Raw genomic sequence first — 21,034 nt, forward strand, 5'->3', positions numbered from 1 at the left:
CCAGATGCAATCTATGAGCGTGGATACGTCTACAATTTCCATTTTCATCTGATCTGGGTGACGAAGTATCGGAACCCAGCCTTTACGACACCGGAGCTCGTGCAGGAGATGAAAGACATCTTGCTGCGCATCGCGCAGCTGAACGATGTGACCGTCGAAGAACTGGAAGTCATGCCAGAGCATGCGCACATGCTCATCAGCTTCAAGCCAAAGTATACGCCGACAAACATCGTCAAGGCACCCAAAGGCGGCAGTGCCAGACTGTTCCTCAAAAACCATCCCGAGATCAAGCATGATAAATTCTGGGGCGGTCATATCTGGCCACGCAGCTACTATATGAGCACACTTGGCAACATGAGCAAGGATGTAGTCGCAAAATACATCCAGAATCAGTATTCCAAGTGACTACCGTTGCGGCCATTCCTCTCCTGACTGAAGTGGGAAGATTCCTGGCCGCATTTTAATTGAAAAAATATCCTAAACTTGTATCCACACGGACTTTCGGGTAAAATGGATAGATAAGGAAGAAACACGTCTATTTCAACAGTAAAGCGAAGGAACAGGTGATTATCCGATGGCCATCCATGTCATCAATGAGGCACGCCGCTGTCTCCAGTGCAAGAAACCGTTATGCCGTCTCAAAGGCTGCCCGGCACAGACCAACATACCAGAGATGATCCGTCTCTTTCTCGACGGCAACATCAACGAAGCCGGCGAAATGCTTTTTGCCAACAACCCCATGAGCGTCGTCTGCTCGCTCGTCTGCGACCATGAGAAGCAGTGCGAGGGCAACTGCATCCAGGGACACAAGGGTGCTCCCGTGCAGATCTCCAGTATCGAACACTACATCTCCGATATCTACCTCGACAAGGTCATCATGGAACACGAGCCGCCCAAAGGCCAGAACATCGCTGTAATCGGTTCCGGTCCTGCCGGCATTACCGTCAGCGTCAAACTCGCCCAGCGCGGCTACGATGTCACGATTTTTGAGCGCAAGAGCAAGCTCGGCGGCATGATGCGCTACGGCATCCCTTCCTTCCGCCTGCCGCTTTCCATTCTCGACCGCTATCAGAAGAAGCTCGTGGAGCTCGGCATCCACATCCGCCCCAATACAACGATTGGCGGCGTCCTCACGCTCGACACGCTTTTCCGTGACGGCTACGACGCCGTCTTCATCGGCTCCGGTGTCTGGCGTGCGCGCGGCCTCGGCGTCAAGGGTGAGAGCCTCGGCTGCTGCCACTATGCCGTCGACTACCTGCAGAACCCGGATGTCTACAATCTCGGTGACCGCGTCGCCATCATCGGTTCCGGCAACTCCGCGATGGACGCGGCACGCACGGCCATCCGCAAGGGCAGCCGCTACGTCACGGTCTACGCGCGCCGCAATGAAGTGCGCGCCAGCATCCGCGAATACGAATACGCACAGGCCGACGGCGTCGAATTCGAATTCAACAAGGGCGTCGAATCCATCACGCGCGAGGGCCCGATGTTGAAGGAACGCCACTTCGATGAAGACGGCAAGCTCATCGGCGAAGACGAAGCCCAGCTCTACCCGGCCGACAGCACGATCATCGCCGTCAGCCAGGGCCCGAAGGACAAGATCGTGCGCTCGACGACGGGCCTTGAGGTCAACGATCGCGGCCTCGTCGAGGTTGATGAGAACGGCGCCACGACACGCGACGGCGTCTTCTCGGCAGGCGATGTCGTTCTCGGCCCCTGCAACGTCGTACAGGTCGTCAAGGATGCCAAGCATGTGGCAAACAGTATCGACGAATACCTGACGAAAAAGCGCGAAGCAGCAAAATAAGACCAGCAGAAAAAAGCCTCCCATCCATGAAGCAATGGATGGGAGGCTTTCTTTCTGCTCAAAGTTCCTGTGCCTTATATCCTTATAGCAAGCTTATCTGTTTTTCTTTGCCAGGGCTGCGATTTTAGCAGCTTTCTTCGCCAGGAAGCGCTCACGCAAGACCATCTTGTGCTTCATGCGGTCGACGAGATCTTTGGCATCTGCGATGTCCTGAGCATCCGGATGCGTCGAGGCGAGCTTCCAGCGCTCCATGCTCTTGGCGCCGCCGTGCGGGTCGTCCGGACCGGCGTTCTTGCGCTTTTCAAGCATTGCGGGATTGATTTTGCCGCGGCAGCCGAAGGTGCCGAGAATCGTGCAGCCTGCTCCGAGGTTGTAGCCGGCGCGTGCAAAGCTCGTGATGGCGTGCTCACTCGTCGGTGCCGTGCCATGTGTCTGGAAGAATACGACCTGGGCATCGTGGACTTTCGGCAGATACTTGAGCATCAGGGGATCCGGCTGTCCGAGACGCAGCCAGTAGCCCAGCGCTACTACTTCATACCCGGAAAGATCTTCCGGCGCATCCTGTACGCGAAAGACATCGGCTTCTCCCGCCTGCTCTGCGATTGCCTCCGCAATCGTTCTCGTATTGCCCGTGACTGACGAATAAATGACTGCCCATTTTCCCATCGTGATTCCTCCTGCAGTAATGGCGGCACACAAACAGGCCGCCCATTTTCTCTTATTTTCAGCTTATCACAGCCGCCTTGTGTTTCGCCGTAACCTTTGTTACAATGAAATCGTTCAAACGACAATGGTTATTTAATGTTATAGAAAGAAGTGTTTGCATGTCTGAAATCCTGACACATCCCACCGCAGGGTTCGCCCTGCTCGGCGTGCTGCTGATTCTCGGCGGGCTCTATCTCCGTCACATCAAGCTGACGACGCGCACGATCATCAATATTGCCCTGATGCTGGCGCTGACCATCATCCTGCACCAGTTCCGCCTGTTCCATATGCCGCAGGGCGGCAGCGTGACGGCCGGCGCCATGGTGCCGCTGCTCCTCATCTCCTATCGCTACGGCCCCGGCATCGGCGCGCTCACGGGCTTTCTCTACGGCATGGTCAACATGATGCAGGATCCCTTCATCGTCCATCCCGTCCAGGTCCTGTTTGACTATCCGCTGCCCTATATGGCCATGGGCCTCGCAGGGCTCTGGCAGAAGCACCTCTATCTCGGCACGGCTCTGGCATTCGCCGGCCGCTTCGCCTGCCACTTTATCTCAGGCGTCGTGTTCTTCGCCTCCTATGCGCCGGAGGGCATGAATCCGGCGCTCTATTCGCTGGTCTTCAACGCCAGCTACCTGCTGCCCGAATTCATCATCTGCTGCCTGCTACTGAAGGTTCTGCCGCTGCGGCGCATCCTTGCAGCCATGGCGGGAGAACGCTGATTTCCCGTTCTGCTCATCCGTTTCATTCACAAGCGAAAGGAAGCTTTCATGTATTCCACGACTGCCCCGGCCGCCCAGACGGGCGCGCCCAAGAAGGATGGCACCTGGCTTTTGAGCTGCGGCCATTTCCTCAATGACTTCTACTGCAATTTCCTGCCGATCCTGCTGCCCATCATCATGCCGCAGCTCGGCCTTTCCCTGACGCTCAGCGGCCTGCTCGTCATGGTGCTTAGCATCACGAGCAACATGCTGCAGCCGGTCTTCGGCTACGTCATGGACCGTCACAACCTCAGCCGCCTGCTGATTCCCGTGATCCCTTTTGGCGCCGTCTGCATCTGCTCCATCGGGCTCATTACGACGAAGGTCATGCTCTTTATCATCATCGCGCTGACCGGTCTTTCCGTATCCGCCTTCCATCCGCTCGGCTCGACGCTCGTGGCCAGGACAGCAGAGGCCGCGCGCCAGGGACGCTCGATGTCGTATTACATCGCAGGCGGCAATCTCGGCTACGCACTCGCGCCCATCATCATCGTCGCCTACCTCAACGCCTTTTCCATGAGCGACCTGCCGTTGCTCATGATTCCCGGCTTCTTGTTCGCACTCATCTGCCTGCGCAGCGGGCTCACGCATTTTTCCACGGTGACCGATCTTGCAAAAACCAAGACATTTCACCTGGGGGAGATCCTGCACAACGCGTCCATCCTGCGGCTCAATATCGCCATGGGCCTGCGCTGCATCACACATGTCTCGATGTCGACGTTCCTGCCGCTGCTGCTCGTGACGAGCGGCTATTCGGGAATCCTATCGGGTTCCCTGCTGACCCTGTTCCTCGTGGGCTGCACGGTTGGCGGACTCACAGGCGGCTATCTCGGCGACCGCTTCGCACACAAGCGCATCATCATCGCTGCGCTCGCACTTGCCATCTTCCCCACGGCTTATTTCTACCTGCATCCGGGCACAGAGCCATTGTCACTTATCGCGCTCTTCCTGTCGGGCGCCCTGCTGCTCGCCTCCCAGCCGAGTTCCCTCGTCTGGGCTCAGCGCGCCATGCCCGGCAGCGAAGGCATGGCCTCGGGCATGATGCTCGGCCTCTCCTTCGGCCTCGGCAGCTTCGGCACGGCACTCGTGGCTGCACTCGGCGACCAGATTGGACTTTCGAGCGCCCTGCTGCTTTCCTCGCTGACCCTGCCGCTGGCTGCCATCTGCGCAGTCTTCGCACCCTTCCCGGAAGAAAAAGCGTAATGCCTTTGCTCAGTCTGCCTGATTGCAGCAGAGTCCGATGACGGCTTCTTCAAGTACCTCTTCACCGGCCTGCCCCGTCTTGAGATAGTAATCGGCATCGATGAGCTGCAGCATGGCCTTCTTCAGGACGGTCTCCGGGAACTGCATGGCGGCGCGTCCGAGGCGCTCGGCGATGAACGGATTGAGTTCCAGTGGCTTTGCCAGTGCCTTGCCTCGCACGCCCTGCTGCTGCAGGATGCGAGCCTGCCAGAGCTGGCGCACATGACGCGTCAGAAGGCTGAGGATGACCGTGAAATAAATGCCGTCTGCCAGCTGGCGGTGCAGGATCAGCAATGCTTTCTTCGCATCGCGCGCACTGATGGCATCGAGCAGCGCAAAGACTGACACCTCGGGAACGCCCGCGAACACCTCCACGAGCTCAGCCTTCGTAATGCGGCGGTCCCGGCTGAACATGGCCAGCTTGTCAAACTCCTTGTCGAGATACGACAGGGAGATCTGCTGCATCATGCTGACGGCACCCGAAAAATAGGCATAGGCGTCGCGGTCGAGTTCCTTGTTGAGCGCCTGCAGTTTGCCCTGCAGCCATTCGTTGATGGTCCAGGGTCGCAGGGGCTCGGCCTCGAGGAGCTGACCGTTCTTTTCCACGAGCTTGGTCAGCTTGCGCCGCTTGTCCACATTGTAATTCACCACGAAGATGACATAGCTGTAAGGAGGCATGTCCGCCAGGACCTGCATGATGCCCGACAGTCGCTTGTCCTTGTCCTCCTTTTCCTTCCCTTCAGAGCCTTTTCTGCCGCTGCGAAACCATGGAACATCCTGCACGAGGATGACGTTCTGCGGTGCAAAAAACGGCGCCTGTTCAATACTGCCAGCCAAAACAGCCGGATCCACATCACCCTGGAATTTCTGCAAACCGTCCTGCCGTTCCTGCACCGTCTGGAACAGGCCGCCGAGCAGAGCTTCCAGGGCTTTTTCGATATAATAGTGTTCCTCTCCGGCCAGGAGGTAGATGTGGCGCAGGCCATCTTTTCTGAGGCGCACCATGAATTCACCGTATTTCATCGCTGCATATTTTCCTTTCTCGTTATCCGTACAGCACATTTGCTAAAAAAATTATACCATACCAAACAAGCACTCAAACATTCTGCACATCGTGACGCGGCAAAGCCCGCACGAAGCGGCTCATCTGACGCTCATGCCCGTACTGATGCTGGCACCAGGAGAGGAACAGCCGCTTGCGCGGGCGCGTGATGGCCACGTAAAAAAGGCGTGCTTCCTCCGCGAGCCTGCCCGTGCGCTCGGCCTGCAGCCCCGGGAACGTGCCCTCCTGCAGCCCGGCCAGGAAGACGTAATCAAATTCCGTACCCTTGGCCTGATGAACGGTGATGATGGGGATCTCCACCTTTTTCGAGCGCAAATCGAGATCCGTCGTCGTGAGGCTCGCCTCACTCAAGAAGCGAAGAAGTGCATCGAGCGGGCGCACCTCTTCATCGTCGGCATCGCGTGCGCGGCGGTAGAGCTCCCGCAGATTCTCGAGACGCAGCAGCTCACCGCGCTCACGGTAGTAAAGATCCATGCCCATCTCCACCACGATCTTGCCGATGAGCTGGTACGGACGCAGCTCCCCGGAAGACCGGCGAAAGGTTTCCAGCTTGGCAGCCAGCGTATCGAACTTCTCCTGCCATCTGGCCATGTACTGCCGGCGATCCCATTCACGCGGCGCAATGGCCTTGTGCCAGGCATACAGAAGGATATCCGCCGTGGCCTCCACATCGGCCAGGGCATCGTGACTCGGCTTATGGGCCACACCGCAGTATTCGCTCAGAAAATCCAGCTTGTGATTCGGAAGGCCGGGATAAAAGCGCCGGAAGATATCGAGCGTATCGTAATAGCGGCGATAAGAAAGCGGCGGCAGCTGCAAACGGCTCAGATGGCTGCCGAGGATGCGGAGGTCATACGTCACATTGTGACCGACGATGACCGAGCCTTCGGCAAACGCGCAGAAATCCTTCAGCACATCCTCAGGCCGGCTTCCATGCTGCTGCAGCCACTCGTCTGAGATCCCGTGAACCGCCTCGCTTTCCCCGACGGAACGCGTCGGCAGCAGGAAGCGCTTGAACGTCTCTTTGACAGAACCGTCGCGCCCCAGGCGCAGGCCGGCAATCTCAATGATCTCGTCGCGTGTCACATCGACACCTGTGGCCTCAACATCAAAGACGACGACATTCTCCTCCGCCATGGCCCTGCCCAAAACGGCAAAAAAATCTCCCGTGCGGCGCGCATCCTCATCGAGGAAATCCGTCAGGCGCAGGCCGGCCTCGCGATAGCGCTGCGAGGAGATCTCCCGGATGGCAGCCGGGCCGATGCCGCGGCCGAAGCGGTTCAGCAGGCGCACAAAACTCGCGATATCATGCGGGTTCACGATGAGTTTCAGGAAAGCCAGCACATCCTTGACTTCCTGACGCCGGAAGAATTTCATCTCGTCGATGAGCATGAACGGCAGCCGTTCCCCGGGCGGCAGCTGACGCCCGAGACTCAGGAACTGTCCGGAAAGGGCCTTGTTGTATGAATTGCTGCGCGTCAGGATGCACACCTTGTCGTATGCTTCGGAAGGCAGCTGCTGGATGGTATAGTAGATCCACTGGGCTTCGTCGGTAAAGTCCATGGCCCCCTTGAGCACAATGGCAGCCCCGTGTTCGCGGCTCACGGCCTCGAGTCCCTGCGGATAAAAGGCCGCCACGCGCTCGGGAAAGAGGTGCTGCAGCCAGGCAAAAGACGCATTGAGCAGAACCTGTGTGCTGCGGTAATTCTCGCGCAGGCTGATGCGCCGCGGATGCCAATTCTCTATGAAGCGGCTCAGCACCACCTCAGGATGCGAGCCTCGCCATTCGTAGATGGTCTGGAAGTAATCGCCGCAGAGCAGCAGCCTGCTGCTACCGAAGATATGCGACAGGATATCGTATTCAAGCTCGCTCGTATCCTGCACTTCATCGATATGGATGTAGGCAAAGCGCCGGGTCCACTTGATGGCAATCGACGGCTGCTCCAGGAGGACCTTGGCCTGCACGATGAGATCCGTGAAATCGAGGCCGTGGACATCGTGCAGCCGCCGGTCGTAAGATGCCGTCCAGCAAGGCCCCTCTTCCTGCCAGGCATCGTAGAACGTCCGGTCAAACTGGTAGCGCCCATCGACGGCCAGGGCCTGCACCGTCTTCGGCTGCTCCCCGGTCAGGCGCCGCAGAGTCTGACGGTAGTCCTCTTCAGCATCATCCGTGTACAGCTTATAGCGTGCCCGCCACTCCTTGAGCTGAGAGGCCAGCTGCTGCAGAGCCCGCAGCGGATAATCCCCCGCGATGTCCCGCAGCAGGGCCTGACAGTCCGCCTCGTCAAAGATCGTGAAATCAGCAAAGAGATCCGAGTGGCGCTTGGCTTCGGTCTTTATGATATCGTAACAGAAGCTGTGAAACGTCTTGATGAGGACGCGTGCCCCCGCATCGCCCGCCTGTTTCTTGATGCGTTCCTGCATCTCACGGCAGGCCTTGTTCGTGAACGTCAGGCAGAGGATCTCCTCCGGCATGGCCCGGTTCTCTGCCAGGATGTTCTCGATGCGGCAGGCCAGCGTATTCGTCTTGCCGGTACCGGCCGGCGCCAGCATTAAGATATTGTGCTCGAGGTCTGCCGCGACCTGCTTCTGCTGTTCATTGAGTTCCATACCGGCCCCCCTTTCTTCATCATGAAACCGGACCTGCCTGCTGATAAAGGACGGCCTGCTCAAGTCTTGCCGTCAGGCTTTGTTCACGGTACGTCGAGATGCGCAGCCTGCGTCCATCTGTGGCAAAGACGACCGCACCGTCGCGGTCCGTCCGCAGGATTTTGACCTCGTGCTGCTGCAGGCGTGCCACGACCTCCGCATGCGGATGGCCGAAACTGTTGTCGCGCCCGGCGCAGATGACGCCATAAGCAGGATGCGCCGCCTGCAGGAATGCCTCTGAGGTAGAGGTCCGCGAGCCGTGATGGGCGACCTTCAGCACGGTCGCCCGTACATCGGCACCGCACGCGAGGAGACCGGCCTCGCCTTCTGCCGTCAAATCGCCCGTAATCAGGAAACTCGCATCGCCATAGCGCAGGCGGTAGACATTCGAGGCTTCATTGCCGCGCTTATCCCCTTCCTCCGCGGCCTGAGGCGCATGCAGTACCTCGATTGTGAGCCCGTCGACCTCAAAGCTCTGCCCACTTGTTACTGGCTTCAGTTTGCCGAGCACGGAATCGTTGTCGCCCAGCCGCATGCTCCTCGCATAGACCTCCCGCCCCTCGCCAGCCGTGTAGACCATGCCGACGGGCAGACTTTGCAGGATGGCTCCGCAGCCCTGTGCGTGGTCCTCATGAGCGTGCGTCAGGAACACAGCCTCAAGGCGGCGCACGCCATAGTGACGCAGATAAGGCAGCGTGACACGCTCGCCGATGTCGAAATTTCCCGTACGCCTGCCGCCGGCATCAAAGAGGACAGCCTTTCCAGAAGGCGTCATGACAAGTGCAGCATCGCCCTGTCCGGCATCGATGAAATGCACCGTAAGCTCCCTGGATGCCATACAATGACCGATTGCCAGGAAAGTGCCAAGCCCCAGCAGGAAAAGGCCTGCAGCCAGGGACTCACGGCGCAGAAACGCCGCCAGCTGCCCCCGCCATTCAGCTGGCAGGGCCGGCAAAAACAGGAGCAGATAAAAAAGCAGGACGGCCCAGAAGGGAAAGGCCGGGACCACCGCCACGCTGAAGGGCAGCGCAGCCAGCCAGCGCGTCATCTCAGAAGCAAGGCCCAGCAGCAAGCTGCAGCCGCCGAAAAGCATCCCGCCGGCAGTCGGCAGCAGCAGGGCCACGAACCCGGACAACAGCCCCAGGAGGATCAGCACGTCGAGCAGCGGTGTGACCACAAGATTGGCCAGCAGTGCCACGATGGACACGCGCTGGAAATACCAGGCCAGTACGGGCAGCGTCGCCAGCTGCGCAGCCAGCGTGATGGAAAGACCAAGCGAGATGGCCGCAGGTACCCGGCGGGCCCGCAGCCACCGGTGGAAAACGGGAGCCAGGTACAAAAGCCCGGCTGTCGCCAGGAACGACAATTCAAAGCTAATGTGAAAAAGCAGCAGCGGCGAATACAGCAGCATGGCCATGCCCGTCAGGAGGAGAATGTGACGGGAATCCCGCTCACGCCCCAGCGCCAGGGCCAGAAAAGTCAGCCCGCCCATGACCGCCGCACGCACGACGGGCGGCACAAAGCCAGCCAGCAGTGGATAAAAAGCAATGGCCGCCGTGACGAGGACGGCAGAACATGCCATCGGCAGGCGCAGCAGCAGGCAGATGCCGGCAATGGCCGCAGCCACGAGGCTGATGTGAGACCCCGAAACAGACAGGATGTGGATGAGCCCCGTTATCGTAAACGATTCCACGAGCTCCGGGTCAAGCCCGTCATAGCCGCCGAACAGCAGGGCAAAGATGGCCGCTGCATCCTGCGGCGGCATGACCTGCTGCATCGCCTCACGGTAATGCTGCCGCACCCCGGCGGCAAGGCGCAGCAGAGGCGCGGCCTCCTCAGCCTTGACCACGATCTTGTTCTTGCCGGCAAAGACATTGGCCGTGATGCCCTCCTCCCGGCGCAGCAGAGCCGTATCGATCTGACCCGGATTCTGATAGCCGTGTATGAGCCGCAGTTCTCCGGCGGACTGCACGAGATCGCCGATGCGCGCCTCCGCCTCCTCACGCGTGGCTGTATGGCCGTAAAGCACGACGCCGCCGGACGCCTGTTCCCACTTGCCACGGCCATGACGCACCCCTGTGACAGCGAGCGGATACGAGACGCGAAAGCCCGTCGTGTCCTGCACGGCCTGCATCTCGCCGGTCAGTCGTCCCGCTACGCTTACCGTACTGCCGGCAAAGCGGGAAATATCATCCGCATGCAGGCTCACAGCCTGCTGCAGCCGCCCTGCACCGAGCAGGAAAAAAAGCAGCACAAAGCAGGGCCAGGCAAGCGCCGGCTGCCGCCAGACGGCAAGAGCAGTCAGCAGCAGACTGCCGAGCAGGACCATGAACCAGAGGGACCCCGGCCATCCCTGCAGTTCCGGCAGGAAGGCAAGTCCTGCCAGGATGCCGAGCGCCAGCGCAAAAAGCAGGGAAACAAAGAACCGTTCCGGATGTTGTCCATAACGCATAGCAGCCTCCGTATTGAAACGCAAGGAATGTTCCTTAAATGCAGACCTTATCCTTGAGCTTGGCAAACTTTGCCTCGCCGATGCCCTTCACCCGCTTCAGCTCTTCGATGGCCGTAAACGGGCCCTGTGTCTCACGGTACTCGATGATCCGCTTCGCCATGGCCGGGCCGATGCCAGGCAGTGTGTCGAGAAGCTTCTCGTCCGCCGTATTGATATTGACGAGTCCGGACGAAGCGGCTCCGCCCGCAGCTGCAGCCTTCGCCTGGGCAGCCCCCGGTGCAGCTCCCGAAGCGGCTCCTGAAACAGCCTGTGCCGCCAGCTGCTGACGTTCCGGCACCGTGATCTGCTGACCATCCTTCAGCACCTGCGCGAGATTGATACTCTCACTGGCTGCCGTGGGCAGCAGGCCGCCGCAGGCCTCAACGGCTGCTGCGATGCGCGTTCCTTCAGGGACCGTCACAAGGCCCGGTTTTTGCACGGCCCCCGTCACATAGACGGTGACCTCCGCTGTCTCTGCCCTGCTGGCAGCGGGCGATGCCTGCTGCTCACCGGCCGCATCGAGCGGCACCGCCTGCTCCTGTGCATGCAGACCGTAAAAGATACCGCCGATCACAGCTGCTGCGAGCACCAGCAGCACCAGCATGGATTTCCGATACATCGGCACAAGATCGCCTCCTAACCGAAAAATCATCCCTTTCCATTTGCGTGTATACCACTACTATACCTTGACTGTCGATTTATCGCAAGATTATTTTATTTTTGTTATAGAAAGCGTCATTCCAGCCAACAAAAAAATCTCCCTCGCGGGAGATTTTCAAAGGTATGAATGTGTATCCGACCATCAGGCAGTTGCGAGGCGGAAAAAGTCCTCGACATAGCTCGTCCACCCTTGGTCGTAGATGTTTTCTTCACCAATCTCATTCTGATAGAGTGCCAGGGCAATCATCATGAGCGAATCGGCCACATAGCCGTCGTCAGCCATGCCCATCTCGGCATAATTCTCATAAATCGGGATGACGATGCGTTTGAGCTGGGCAAAAGACATGTTGCTGATCACATCGTACATCGCTTCGCAGTACGCACGCGTATCCCGACGGTAAACCATGGGATTGCTCATGACGGAATCCTCGATTCCGCGAATCTTGCTGAGTGCAATCATTTTAATTTTTGTTACAAGCATATCTTTTGTATACATACGTCATTCCTCCATCCATGGATATATAGTAGCACATGTTTACATGTAAAGCAAGTTGTATGCATGTATACTTGTAACTATGTTTATTGAATTGCGCGATTTTTTATAACCTGTATACAAAATACGTACAGGCAGTCAAAAAGGGGACAGGCAGAAGAACGCTGCCTGTCCCCAAAATGATTGTTTCTTTCCAATAATATTACGCGCAGTATCGTGCGACGTCAGATGGCATAGAAATTGACGAGTTTGGCATCGAAGATCCCGTCTAGTGCCTTGACCGTCTCGAGGAGTGCGGGCGGGATATCGTTGTCGACCGTGAGCACCATGAGGTTCTTGCCCTCTTCCTCTGTCGTGCCGACCTGCATGGCCGAGATATTGACGCCATTGCCGCCGAGCAGCGTGCCGACCGTGCCGATGACGCCCGGGCGGTTGATGTGCGGGCAGACGAGGATGCGAGCATGCGGATCGACATCGACGCGGAAATTGTTGATGCGGACGATGCGGCCCTTCTTGCCAAACAGCGTGCCCTGTACGGAAAGCTCGCGGCCGCCGGCCTGCACCGTGACCGTGATGAGATTCGTGAAGTTATCGGCCTCGGCTTCCTTCTCCTTGCGCTCGGAAACCTTGATGCCGCGTTCCTTGGCAAGGCCCGGTGCATTGACGTAATTGACCTCGTTCTCCATGACCGGATTCAGGATGCCCTTGATGACGGCCGTCGTCAGGAGGCCCGTGTTGACTTCCGTGATCTCACCATTGTACGTGACTTCGACCTTCTCGATGGGGCCTTCCGCCAGGCCAACCACGGTACCGCCGAGGCGCTCTGCCAGCGTGAGATACGGCGCGATGACGCGCATGACCTGCGGGGAAACCGGCGCCATGTTGACAGCCGTCGCCACCGGCTCACCGTGAAGCGCGGCGATGATGCCCTTGGCCACATCGACCGAGACGCCGATCTGTGCCTCAACCGTCGAAGCGCCGAGATGCGGTGTCAATACGATATTCGGAGCCGTGAGCAGCGGATTGCCCTTCTCAGCCGGCGGCTCACTCGTGTAAACATCGATGGCCGCAGCCGTGACGATGCCCTGCTTGAGCGCCTCCGCGAGATCAGCCTCGTCGATGATACCGCCGCGTGCACAGTTGATGAGGCGCACGCCCTTCTTCATCTTCTTCATCTGATCCATGGCGATCATGCCCTTCGTGTCCTTCGTCAGCGGCATATGCACCGTGATGAAGTCCGCGTTCTCGATGACCTCATCGAACGTCGCGACTTTGACGCCGAGGGCCTGCGCACGCTCTTCATTAATATAAGGATCGTAGGCGATGACGTTCATATCAAAGGCCATCGCGCGCTTGGCCACGCCGGAACCGATGCGGCCCATGCCGATGACACCGAGCGTCTTGCCGCGCAGTTCGACGCCGACGTATTTCTTGCGGTTCCACTCGCCCTTGTGCATCGTCTCGTTGGCAATCGGGATGTTGCGGGACATCGCGAGCATCATGGCCATCGTGTGCTCCGTGGCAGCGATGGTGTTGCCGCCCGGAGAATTGATGACGATAATGCCCTTGGCCGTGGCGGCCGGGATATCGATGTTGTCGACGCCGACGCCGGCACGGCCGATGATCTTGAGCTTCGTTGCACGGGCGATGACCTCAGCCGTAACCTTCGATGCCGAACGCACGATGAGTGCATCAAAATCCGGGATGATCTCCAGGAGCTCCTCTGCCGGCAGTTTATCCTTGACGACAACCTCAAATTCCTTCTGCAAAAGCTCAATGCCTTTCGGCGAAATACCATCTGCTGCTAAAACCTTCATCTTGCTCGCTCCTCTTTATCCTATTCCACAAACAGATCCTGCGCATTCTACGCTGCACGCGGCACCGCCTGGAACTGAGCCAACAAAAAAACGCTTCGTCCCGCAATTGGGACGAAACGCTCTGTTCCGTGGTGCCACCCAAGTGATGCCAGAGGCATCTCTCTCGGCGCGATATCGGGCGCAACCGTCTGACTTTCATCAGCCGCTCCAAGGCGGAACCTCCGGAATCCCTGCCAGCTCACACCAGCCGCCGGCTCTCTTTCAGGAATCACCCTTCGGCTTCCTCTTCCTCGCGTTGCCTATTTATGTGCATACGTGTATTATAAATCATCCATTTTCAGCCGTCAAGTGTGTTCTCACAAAAAACATGTTTAATTTTTCCGCTTGCTTTTCTGTTTTTTTCGCGTTAGAATATAACAAAACGCCGCGTGTCCACATCATACGGACATCCACTCGGACACAAGTGAAACAAGTCACATAATGGCATGTTTTTCATGTCAACAGTACGAACAGGAGGTTATCCCATGGAAGCAGATCGCGTTTACAATTTTAACCCCGGCCCGGCTACCCTGCCGCTCGAAGTCCTCAAGGAAGCACAGGCGGAATTCCTGAACTTCAACCACAGCGGCATGTCGATCCTCGAGATCAGCCATCGTGCCCCGCAGTACGCAGCCGTACACGAAAAGGCCAAACAGGACATCAAGGAACTCATGGGGCTCGGCGATGATTACGAGGTCCTGTTCTGTCAGGGCGGTGCCAGCCAGCAGTTTGCCATGATCCCGCTGAACTACGCCACGAAGGAACACCCGGGTGCCTACGTCCTCTCCGGCAGCTTCGCCGAAAAGGCCTATAAAGAAGCAGAGCACCTCGGCATCGGCACGATTGCAGCTTCCAGCAAGGAAGGCGGTTACAAGCACATCCCGACGCAGGAAGAGCTCAAGATCGATCCACAGGCTGCCTACGTCCACCTCTGCTACAACAACACCATCTACGGCACGGAGTACCACTACGTCCCGGAGACAAACGGTGTACCGCTCTTTGCCGACATGTCCTCGGATATGCTCTCGCGCCCGATGGACTTCCACAAGTTCGATTTCATCTATGCCGGCGTCCAGAAGAACCTCGGCCCGGCTGGTGTTGTGCTCGTCGTCGCCAGGAAGAGCCTGCTCGAGAAGAGTCCGGAGGCCCTGCCGACGATGTTCCGCTATGACACGTTCTACAAGAAGGACTCCCTCTATAACACGCCGCCGGCTTTCTGCATCTACATGGTCGGCAAGGTCGCTGCCTGGATCAAGGCACAGGGCGGCCTCGAAGAGATGGCACGCCGCAACGAGCGCAAGGCCAAGGTCGTCTATGATGCCATCGATAATTCCAACGGCTTCTACCGTGGCCATGCCGAGAAGGAAAGCCGTTCCTTTATGAACGTCACGTTCCGTCTGCCGAGCGAAGAACTCGAGAAGAAATTCGTCGCCGAGGCGCTGACACACAAGCTCAGCGGCGTCAAGGGCCACCGCAGCGTCGGCGGCATGCGCGCCTCCATCTACAACGCGATGCCGTATGAGGGTGCCGTCGCCCTTGCCGAGTTCATGGACAAGTTCCGCAAGGAAAATGCCTGATCATCCTGGATTCATGCATCAAAAAGCCGTTGTCGCAGCATCATCATGCTGGGACAACGGCTTTTCCTGTCAGAGCGGCCGGCATGGTATAATAAAGACAGAACTACGGATGGAAAGGATGGGGCATATGGATTTATTCGCACGTCACAAGGAACTCTTAAATCTCATCGGCCAGAAAAAACGCATCACGGTCACCGAACTCTCCGAGGCGCTCGCCGTCTCAGAAGTCACGATCCGCAAGGATCTCAACCGCCTTGCACATCAGGGATACCTGCGGCGCGAACACGGCTATGCCGTCCTGCTCGAAAGCGCCGATGTCGCCAATCACCTGTCCTTCAACCACGAGCACAAGGCTGCCATAGCCCGCCTGGCAGCTGCCTCCGTCTGCGACGGCGAAACCGTCATGATCGAATCGGGCGGCTGCTGCTCCCTGCTCGCCGAAGAGCTCGTCAAGACGCACCGGCACATCACGATCATCACCAATTCCGCCTTCATCGCCGCTTATATCCGGCGTCAGAACAACGCTCACATCATCCTGCTCGGCGGCGAATACCAGCACGATTCCCAGGTCGTCGTCGGCCCCATGCTCCGGCGCTGCGTCGAAGGGCTCAAGGTCGACAAGATCTTCATCGGCACGGACGGACGTGACGACACGGGATTCATGACAAACGACGCGGCCCGTGCCGAAGCGACGCAGGCCATGGCCGCCCACGCCCGAAACATCATCATCCTGACGGAAGCAGCAAAATTCCATCAGACAGGCCGCATCCCGCTCGTATCGTACACGGACATCGCCATGGTCTACACCGATGACGGACTCAGCTCCGGCGAGCAGGAGGAAATGCGCGAGCGAAATGTCCCGCTCACCCTGGCACACTGCCGCTGAACAGGGAATGCGCGGCAATCCGTACAACAACTGAACATCAATCGAAAACCATCATGTGCTGACGCGCGCGGGCATGCCGCGCTGGCTGTGCATGATGGTTTTGTTCTGATACATCCTGCGGTCCGTCTCCGAGATGATGCTGTCGATATCGTCAAAGGGCGAGGTACGGACGACGCAGCCCAGCGCAATGCTGATACCTTCCGCATCATACCGGCGGCGGATGTCGCGCAGGATGCACGAGGCCTGTTTTTCACTGACATGAGGGACGATGAGCAGGAACTCATCTCCGCCCATGCGGAATACGTGGTCTGCGCCGGACACCTCCGCGAGCACCGCTGCTGACCGGCGGATCAGGCGGTCCCCTGCTTCATGCCCCTTCGTATCATTTTCTTCCTTGAGACCGTTGATATCGCCGAAGATAAACGCGAACTGGAAGCCCGCCGGCAGACCATGGATGTACGAAAGCAGCGCCCGGCGGTTGCGCACACCAGTCAGCTGATCGACAGTGCCAAGCTCTTCGAGTCGCTTGATCGTATCGCGGTTGCGCAGCATGATGGCGAGGAAGCTCGTCAACGAACTCAGCAGGAACGTCGCAGAAGAAAAGGATGCTGAAGCCGGATTGACCACCTCGGTAAAGCCCAGGGAACGGCCCGACTGAATCAGATGGCCGGAAACAAGGCTGCGGACACTGTGCAGCATCGGGTGGAGTCCCGGATGGCGCTGCAGGAACGGAGCCGTATCGTTGAGGATCAGCATGTGGTTATGCTCAAAATGCTCATACAGCGGCCGCAGCTGAGCGCGCGGAATATCTTGGAGGTTGGCGAGCAGGGATGGCAGCGCATCCCGGCGCCATTCGTACGTCCCGCTGACCGTGGCACCGTCGTGTTCCTCAAAGATCAGCACGCGCTCCGCCTGCAGCGTCTCGCCGATCTTGGCCAGCATCTTGCGGATGCCCTCCTCGGGATTGCGTTCCTTCATGCCGAGAGCAATGATGTCATTGATGACCTCCTCGCGCAGCAGCATGTTTTTCTTCTCCGTTTCGTAATCCAGGTACTGATGGAGATCCGCCGATGCTGAGAAGCGCACATTGCGCCCCTGCCAGGGCACGAGGGTATCGTGCTGCAGGACCATGCTGCCCCTATGGCTGAAGGAATGCGTCCATGTGTAGATCTTCTGCCGGCAGAGCAGGTGATTCGTACAGGCGTGACATGGTGCATTGCTGCCCATCATCACCTCATAGCACTTCTTACCGTCAAGCGGATAGTCGTCCGGCAGATCGAGTGCCTTGCGCATGGCCTGATTGATGTAGAGCAGGTCATACGTCTCGATGTCCGCCATGAAGACGCGCTCCTGCCAATCATCAAACTTCTCCCGTTCAAAGACGACTGGATTCTTCATGCCAGTGCCACCGCCCCGGCATTGCTGCTCCTGATCGTGCAGGCGATCGGAGAGCAGCATCAAAAGTTCATCAAAATCCTGTGTCTCCGCCGACCGCACCTGTGACCAGCACAGCGAAAGCGTGCAGCTGTGGCCATCCAGGGTCGTAAGCGCATGAATGCTTTGTGCCAGCTTCTCCATGCGCTGTTCGAGATTCTTGACGTACAGCGACCGCCCAAAGCAGCAGAAAAAACCGTTGCCCACATGCGTGACGATGCCCGACAGCGGATTGCAGCGCAGGATGCAGTCGCGCACAGCCTGCAGGGCCTTGCGCCGGACAGCATGCCCGTAGTGCTTGACAATCCAGTTCATCTCAGGCACATGCAGCAGGCAGGCCGTGTACTCCGCGCCGAACTGGCGATAGCGGTCCTCGTATTCCAGTCCGGTCATCAGCATGCCGCGAAAACCGAAGAGACCAGTATCGCGGTCCAGGATGCCCAGCTTCTTCTCCTCCTGGTCGCGGCTGGAATTGCTGCAATCCGTGAAATAGCCGATGATGCCGGTGATCTTCCGCCCGGTGTAAAGCGGAAACCCCGTCACGGCAATGCGGCGCGGCACTCCCTTGAAAAGCGAAGTCGTCAGCAGGCGGTGATAGGAGGCACCCTGCTGCAGAATCCTGCAGTCAGCCGCCACGATCTCATCGGGCCGCATATCCCAGCCAAAATCCTCATCCCTCCTGCCGATGATTTCCGCCGCATCCCGAAGTCCGAAATACGAAAGAAATGCCTGATTGACGCCAAGGTAACGGCGCTGCTCATCCTTCCAGAAAATGGGGTCCGGTGCAAAATCCATGACAGACTGCCAGAGGGCCGGCAGCTCTGCCGGTGCCGGCTGTTCCTCACACACCGTCAGCCCCTGAGAATGCACGAACTTCGGCAGCAGATCACGAAGATCCTCCTGGCGTCCCCAGATGTCATCCCGCACACAGAGCAGGATATCGTGCGTCCCCCGCAGATGAACGGCCACGGCGTCAAAGACCATCCACTTGTAGCTGCCATCGGCTTCGCGGATCCGGAACATCCCGATGACCTCCGAGCGTCCCGAATGGCTGGCCCGCCGCAAAAGGGAATGCGGCTCCAGGAAGTCCAGGAACCGGGCGCGGTCCTCCGGATGCACGTAATAATTCGCATAGCGCTGCACGATTCTCGGGATGGCCTTGATGCGCTGGCCCGCATGCATCAGGGAATTCATGCTCTCGATTACCTGCAGCTCACCGCGGGCCATATCAAAGAAATAAACGCCATCGTAAATGAGCATCAGATTCCGGAAAATGTCATCGTACTGGCGGAACGACGTCATATCCTGATCGTACGTGATGTTGTAGATATGCGCGCGGCAGAGGATCGTATCGCCAAGGGATGCGACCTTCCGGACGCGGATCTTGAAATACTGGCCGTTATCCACGTACGTCATGTTCTCTTCCTTCCCGCTGGCCGCAACCTTGCTCAGAAATGCCTGATACTTCTTCCAGAACGGACTGCCCACCGTCAGCCGCTCATGTGCATCGTGTTCCCCTTTGCCCATGGTCGCCCGGACGACGTTCCGGTATGCCTCGTTCTCGCTCAGGACGACAACCTGCCTGCCATCGTAGCAGAAGAGTGCCACGGGCATATCCGTGATGAGGTTGACCATGCCCAGTACATCGTAGGCCCGCTCCTCCTCAATGGTTTCTGCCTTGAGCGGGAAGCGGCGGCAATGCTCGGCGCAGGCTTCATAGGGCAGCGGGCGCCCGTAATAGAAGCCCTGGATTTTCTCACAGCCAATTTCCCGCAGGAATTCGACCTGTTCCCTGGTTTCTGCCCCTTCCGCCAGCACATGGATGCCGAGCGTCTTGGCCATCAGCACAATGGAACGGATGATTTTCCGGCTCTCCTCAGTGAAATCGCGCAGCAGTCCCTGATCGATCTTGAGTTCATCGAAATGATACTTCTGCAGAACATTGAGCGAAGAATACGCACTGCCGAAATCATCGAGCCAGACCTGATAGCCCGCTTCCCGGAACTGACGGAGTTTCTTCACGAGAACATCGTGTTCCTGGACAAGGGCTGATTCCGTGACCTCCAGCCTGAGATAATACCGCGGGATGTGGAAGCGAGCGACGACCTCCTCCACGACAGACAGCGGATCCATCAAGAGAAAATCATAGCGCGACAAATTGACGGAAACCGGTACCATGGGCAGATTGTTCTGAAGCTGATAGCGCAGCAGGCGCCCCACCTCCTGCAGCATATACGTATCGAGCTTGTAGATGAGACGCGTATCCTCGAGTACGGGGATGAACAAGCCCGGCGAGAACACGCCCCGGCCCGGCGACTCCCAGCGCGCGAGTGCCTCATAGCCGCACAGCTCGCCCGTCAGCGCGCGCACGACGGGCTGCAGATAAACCTTGATATGGCCGTCCCGTATTGCCCGGTCGAGATTATCGATGATATAGGCCCGGTCCATGACCTCCCGGCGCATGTCCTCATGGTAGACGGCACAGCAGCGCGTCGCATCCCGCTTGATGCTGTCACAGGCCAGCTTGGCCATGTCGAAGGACGTGCTGGCCAGTGACGGCAGGGCCTCCTCTCCCATGAACAGACAGATCCCTGCCTTCATCACAATGCTCGGATTATGAATCAGATGATCCGCCTTATGACAAAGATCTTCTATCTTTTTTTCGAGTCCTTCCTGCGGTGCAAACAGGGCAAAATTATCCCCGGAAAGACGGCTCAGGCAGGATGAAGCGAACTCCGTCCTGAGCAGTCCTGCAATGGATTTGAGCAGACGATCGCCTTCATAAATGCCATGCATCTCATTGAAAAGCTTGAAATTCGTCAGATTCAGGTAGACAGAAGCATAAGCAGGATACGGCCCCGCACTGCTTCCGGCCAATTCCTGTATCCGCTGATAAAAAGCATGCATGTTGAGGAGCCCCGTCACCGAATCAAGCTCGCCATCGAGCTCCCTGCCCTCGCGATTGAGGATGTTTACGAGCCAGACCTTGCCGATTTCCGGGAATTCCGCTTCCCGGCAGCAGCCTTCCACATAGCGGCTTTGTCCCTTGAGTGTATAATAGCGGAAGGTCAGATACGCATAGGAAGATGACTGGTCGCCGTGGCGGCTGTTCATTCTCGTGCGCAGCGGCACATAATCCTCGCGCTCCATCATGCCCGAGAATTTGCCGCCCGTCATGTAATAAAATTCCTCTTCATTCGCACACTGATAAAGGGCGAGAATCTCCGAGTTGACAAAGAGAATCTGCTCATCGCGGTCCTGACGCAGGAGACAGAGCCCTCCGGCCAGCTGGTCATAATACTGATGCAGTTTTTTCTGTAACGGTTCTGTGTCCATCCTGAGCACAACTCCTTCTCTATGGACAAAATCGCTGAGGTTGATGCGACGATTGCGATGATATGGATATGGAA

At 58.0% G+C, this 21,034-nt stretch carries 14 protein-coding genes; 6 read left to right on the plus strand and 8 right to left on the minus strand.

Annotation, left to right across the window (positions count from 1 at the left end):
* Positions 1-405, plus strand: a 405-nt coding sequence (gene tnpA / locus DWX75_RS06815) for an IS200/IS605 family transposase (protein ID WP_118015589.1), incomplete at its 5' end; no start/stop codon positions are given.
* A 169-nt stretch (positions 406-574) separates the two neighbouring features.
* Positions 575-1,807 (plus strand): NAD(P)-dependent oxidoreductase, encoded by a 1,233-nt coding sequence (locus tag DWX75_RS06820; RefSeq protein ID WP_118015590.1) that lies wholly within the window; start codon positions 575-577, stop codon positions 1,805-1,807.
* Between the two features lie 93 nt (positions 1,808-1,900).
* On the opposite strand, the gene DWX75_RS06825 is transcribed toward DWX75_RS06820, so the two are convergent.
* A complete protein-coding gene (locus DWX75_RS06825; RefSeq protein ID WP_118015591.1) occupies positions 1,901-2,473 on the minus strand; it encodes a flavodoxin family protein in 573 nt (190 codons plus the stop codon).
* Positions 2,474-2,631: 158 nt separating this feature from the next.
* Here DWX75_RS06825 and thiT point away from each other — a divergent pair, with 158 nt between their 5' ends.
* Both thiT and DWX75_RS06835 read left to right on the plus strand, forming a co-directional pair.
* Positions 2,632-3,234 (plus strand): energy-coupled thiamine transporter ThiT, encoded by a 603-nt coding sequence (gene thiT, locus DWX75_RS06830; RefSeq protein ID WP_233519507.1) that lies wholly within the window; start codon positions 2,632-2,634, stop codon positions 3,232-3,234.
* A gap of 48 nt (positions 3,235-3,282) precedes the next feature.
* Complete coding sequence (locus tag DWX75_RS06835) at positions 3,283-4,476, plus strand: MFS transporter (RefSeq protein ID WP_118015593.1); 1,194 nt, start codon at positions 3,283-3,285, stop codon at positions 4,474-4,476.
* Between the two features lie 9 nt (positions 4,477-4,485).
* On the opposite strand, the gene holA is transcribed toward DWX75_RS06835, so the two are convergent.
* The 6 genes from holA to serA all read right to left on the minus strand — a co-directional run bounded on the left by holA (position 4,486) and on the right by serA (position 13,688).
* Positions 4,486-5,538: a DNA polymerase III subunit delta gene (gene holA / locus DWX75_RS06840; RefSeq protein ID WP_118015594.1), complete on the minus strand. Its 1,053-nt coding sequence runs from the start codon at positions 5,536-5,538 to the stop codon at positions 4,486-4,488.
* 73 nt (positions 5,539-5,611) lie between these two features.
* Positions 5,612-8,188: an ATP-dependent helicase gene (locus DWX75_RS06845; RefSeq protein ID WP_118015595.1), complete on the minus strand. Its 2,577-nt coding sequence runs from the start codon at positions 8,186-8,188 to the stop codon at positions 5,612-5,614.
* Positions 8,189-8,207: 19 nt separating this feature from the next.
* Positions 8,208-10,679, minus strand: coding sequence for a DNA internalization-related competence protein ComEC/Rec2 (locus DWX75_RS06850; RefSeq protein WP_118015629.1), 2,472 nt, complete (start codon positions 10,677-10,679; stop codon positions 8,208-8,210).
* A 34-nt stretch (positions 10,680-10,713) separates the two neighbouring features.
* The gene (locus tag DWX75_RS06855; RefSeq protein WP_118015596.1) at positions 10,714-11,343 is read right to left on the minus strand and encodes a ComEA family DNA-binding protein; all 630 of its coding nucleotides are present in this window, start codon (positions 11,341-11,343) and stop codon (positions 10,714-10,716) included.
* Between the two features lie 177 nt (positions 11,344-11,520).
* Entirely contained in the window at positions 11,521-11,874 is a 354-nt protein-coding gene (locus DWX75_RS06860; protein WP_118015597.1) for a hypothetical protein, read from the minus strand.
* 221 nt (positions 11,875-12,095) lie between these two features.
* The gene (serA, locus tag DWX75_RS06865; RefSeq protein ID WP_118015598.1) at positions 12,096-13,688 is read right to left on the minus strand and encodes a phosphoglycerate dehydrogenase; all 1,593 of its coding nucleotides are present in this window, start codon (positions 13,686-13,688) and stop codon (positions 12,096-12,098) included.
* A 524-nt stretch (positions 13,689-14,212) separates the two neighbouring features.
* Here serA and serC point away from each other — a divergent pair.
* Together serC and DWX75_RS06880 are read left to right on the plus strand one after the other, a co-directional pair.
* Positions 14,213-15,304, plus strand: coding sequence for a 3-phosphoserine/phosphohydroxythreonine transaminase (gene serC / locus DWX75_RS06875; RefSeq protein ID WP_118015600.1), 1,092 nt, complete (start codon positions 14,213-14,215; stop codon positions 15,302-15,304).
* 127 nt (positions 15,305-15,431) lie between these two features.
* Positions 15,432-16,190, plus strand: coding sequence for a DeoR/GlpR family DNA-binding transcription regulator (locus tag DWX75_RS06880; protein WP_118015601.1), 759 nt, complete (start codon positions 15,432-15,434; stop codon positions 16,188-16,190).
* 51 nt (positions 16,191-16,241) lie between these two features.
* Here DWX75_RS06880 and DWX75_RS06885 read toward each other — a convergent pair whose 3' ends face one another.
* On the minus strand, positions 16,242-20,960 hold the full coding sequence (locus tag DWX75_RS06885; RefSeq protein WP_118015602.1) for an EAL domain-containing protein: 4,719 nt from the start codon (positions 20,958-20,960) through the stop codon (positions 16,242-16,244).
* Positions 20,961-21,034 lie beyond the last annotated feature (74 nt).

Source organism: Mitsuokella sp. AF21-1AC (genome assembly GCF_003458855.1).
In the GTDB taxonomy this organism is placed as follows: Bacteria; Bacillota; Negativicutes; order Selenomonadales; family Selenomonadaceae; genus Mitsuokella.

Excerpts from the sequence above, each read along its gene's own strand:
- DWX75_RS06820 (WP_118015590.1), top strand. The coding sequence starts at position 575 with ATGGCCATCCATGTCATCAATGAGGCACGCCGCTGTCTCCAGTGCAAG.
- DWX75_RS06835 (WP_118015593.1), top strand. The coding sequence starts at position 3,283 with ATGTATTCCACGACTGCCCCGGCCGCCCAGACGGGCGCGCCCAAGAAG.
- thiT (WP_233519507.1), top strand. The coding sequence starts at position 2,632 with ATGTCTGAAATCCTGACACATCCCACCGCAGGGTTCGCCCTGCTCGGC.
- DWX75_RS06885 (WP_118015602.1), bottom strand. The coding sequence starts at position 20,960 with ATGGACACAGAACCGTTACAGAAAAAACTGCATCAGTATTATGACCAG.
- holA (WP_118015594.1), bottom strand. The coding sequence starts at position 5,538 with ATGAAATACGGTGAATTCATGGTGCGCCTCAGAAAAGATGGCCTGCGC.
- DWX75_RS06825 (WP_118015591.1), bottom strand. The coding sequence starts at position 2,473 with ATGGGAAAATGGGCAGTCATTTATTCGTCAGTCACGGGCAATACGAGA.
- DWX75_RS06860 (WP_118015597.1), bottom strand. The coding sequence starts at position 11,874 with ATGTATACAAAAGATATGCTTGTAACAAAAATTAAAATGATTGCACTC.
- serC (WP_118015600.1), top strand. The coding sequence starts at position 14,213 with ATGGAAGCAGATCGCGTTTACAATTTTAACCCCGGCCCGGCTACCCTG.
- DWX75_RS06845 (WP_118015595.1), bottom strand. The coding sequence starts at position 8,188 with ATGGAACTCAATGAACAGCAGAAGCAGGTCGCGGCAGACCTCGAGCAC.
- DWX75_RS06850 (WP_118015629.1), bottom strand. The coding sequence starts at position 10,679 with ATGCGTTATGGACAACATCCGGAACGGTTCTTTGTTTCCCTGCTTTTT.
- serA (WP_118015598.1), bottom strand. The coding sequence starts at position 13,688 with ATGAAGGTTTTAGCAGCAGATGGTATTTCGCCGAAAGGCATTGAGCTT.
- DWX75_RS06880 (WP_118015601.1), top strand. The coding sequence starts at position 15,432 with ATGGATTTATTCGCACGTCACAAGGAACTCTTAAATCTCATCGGCCAG.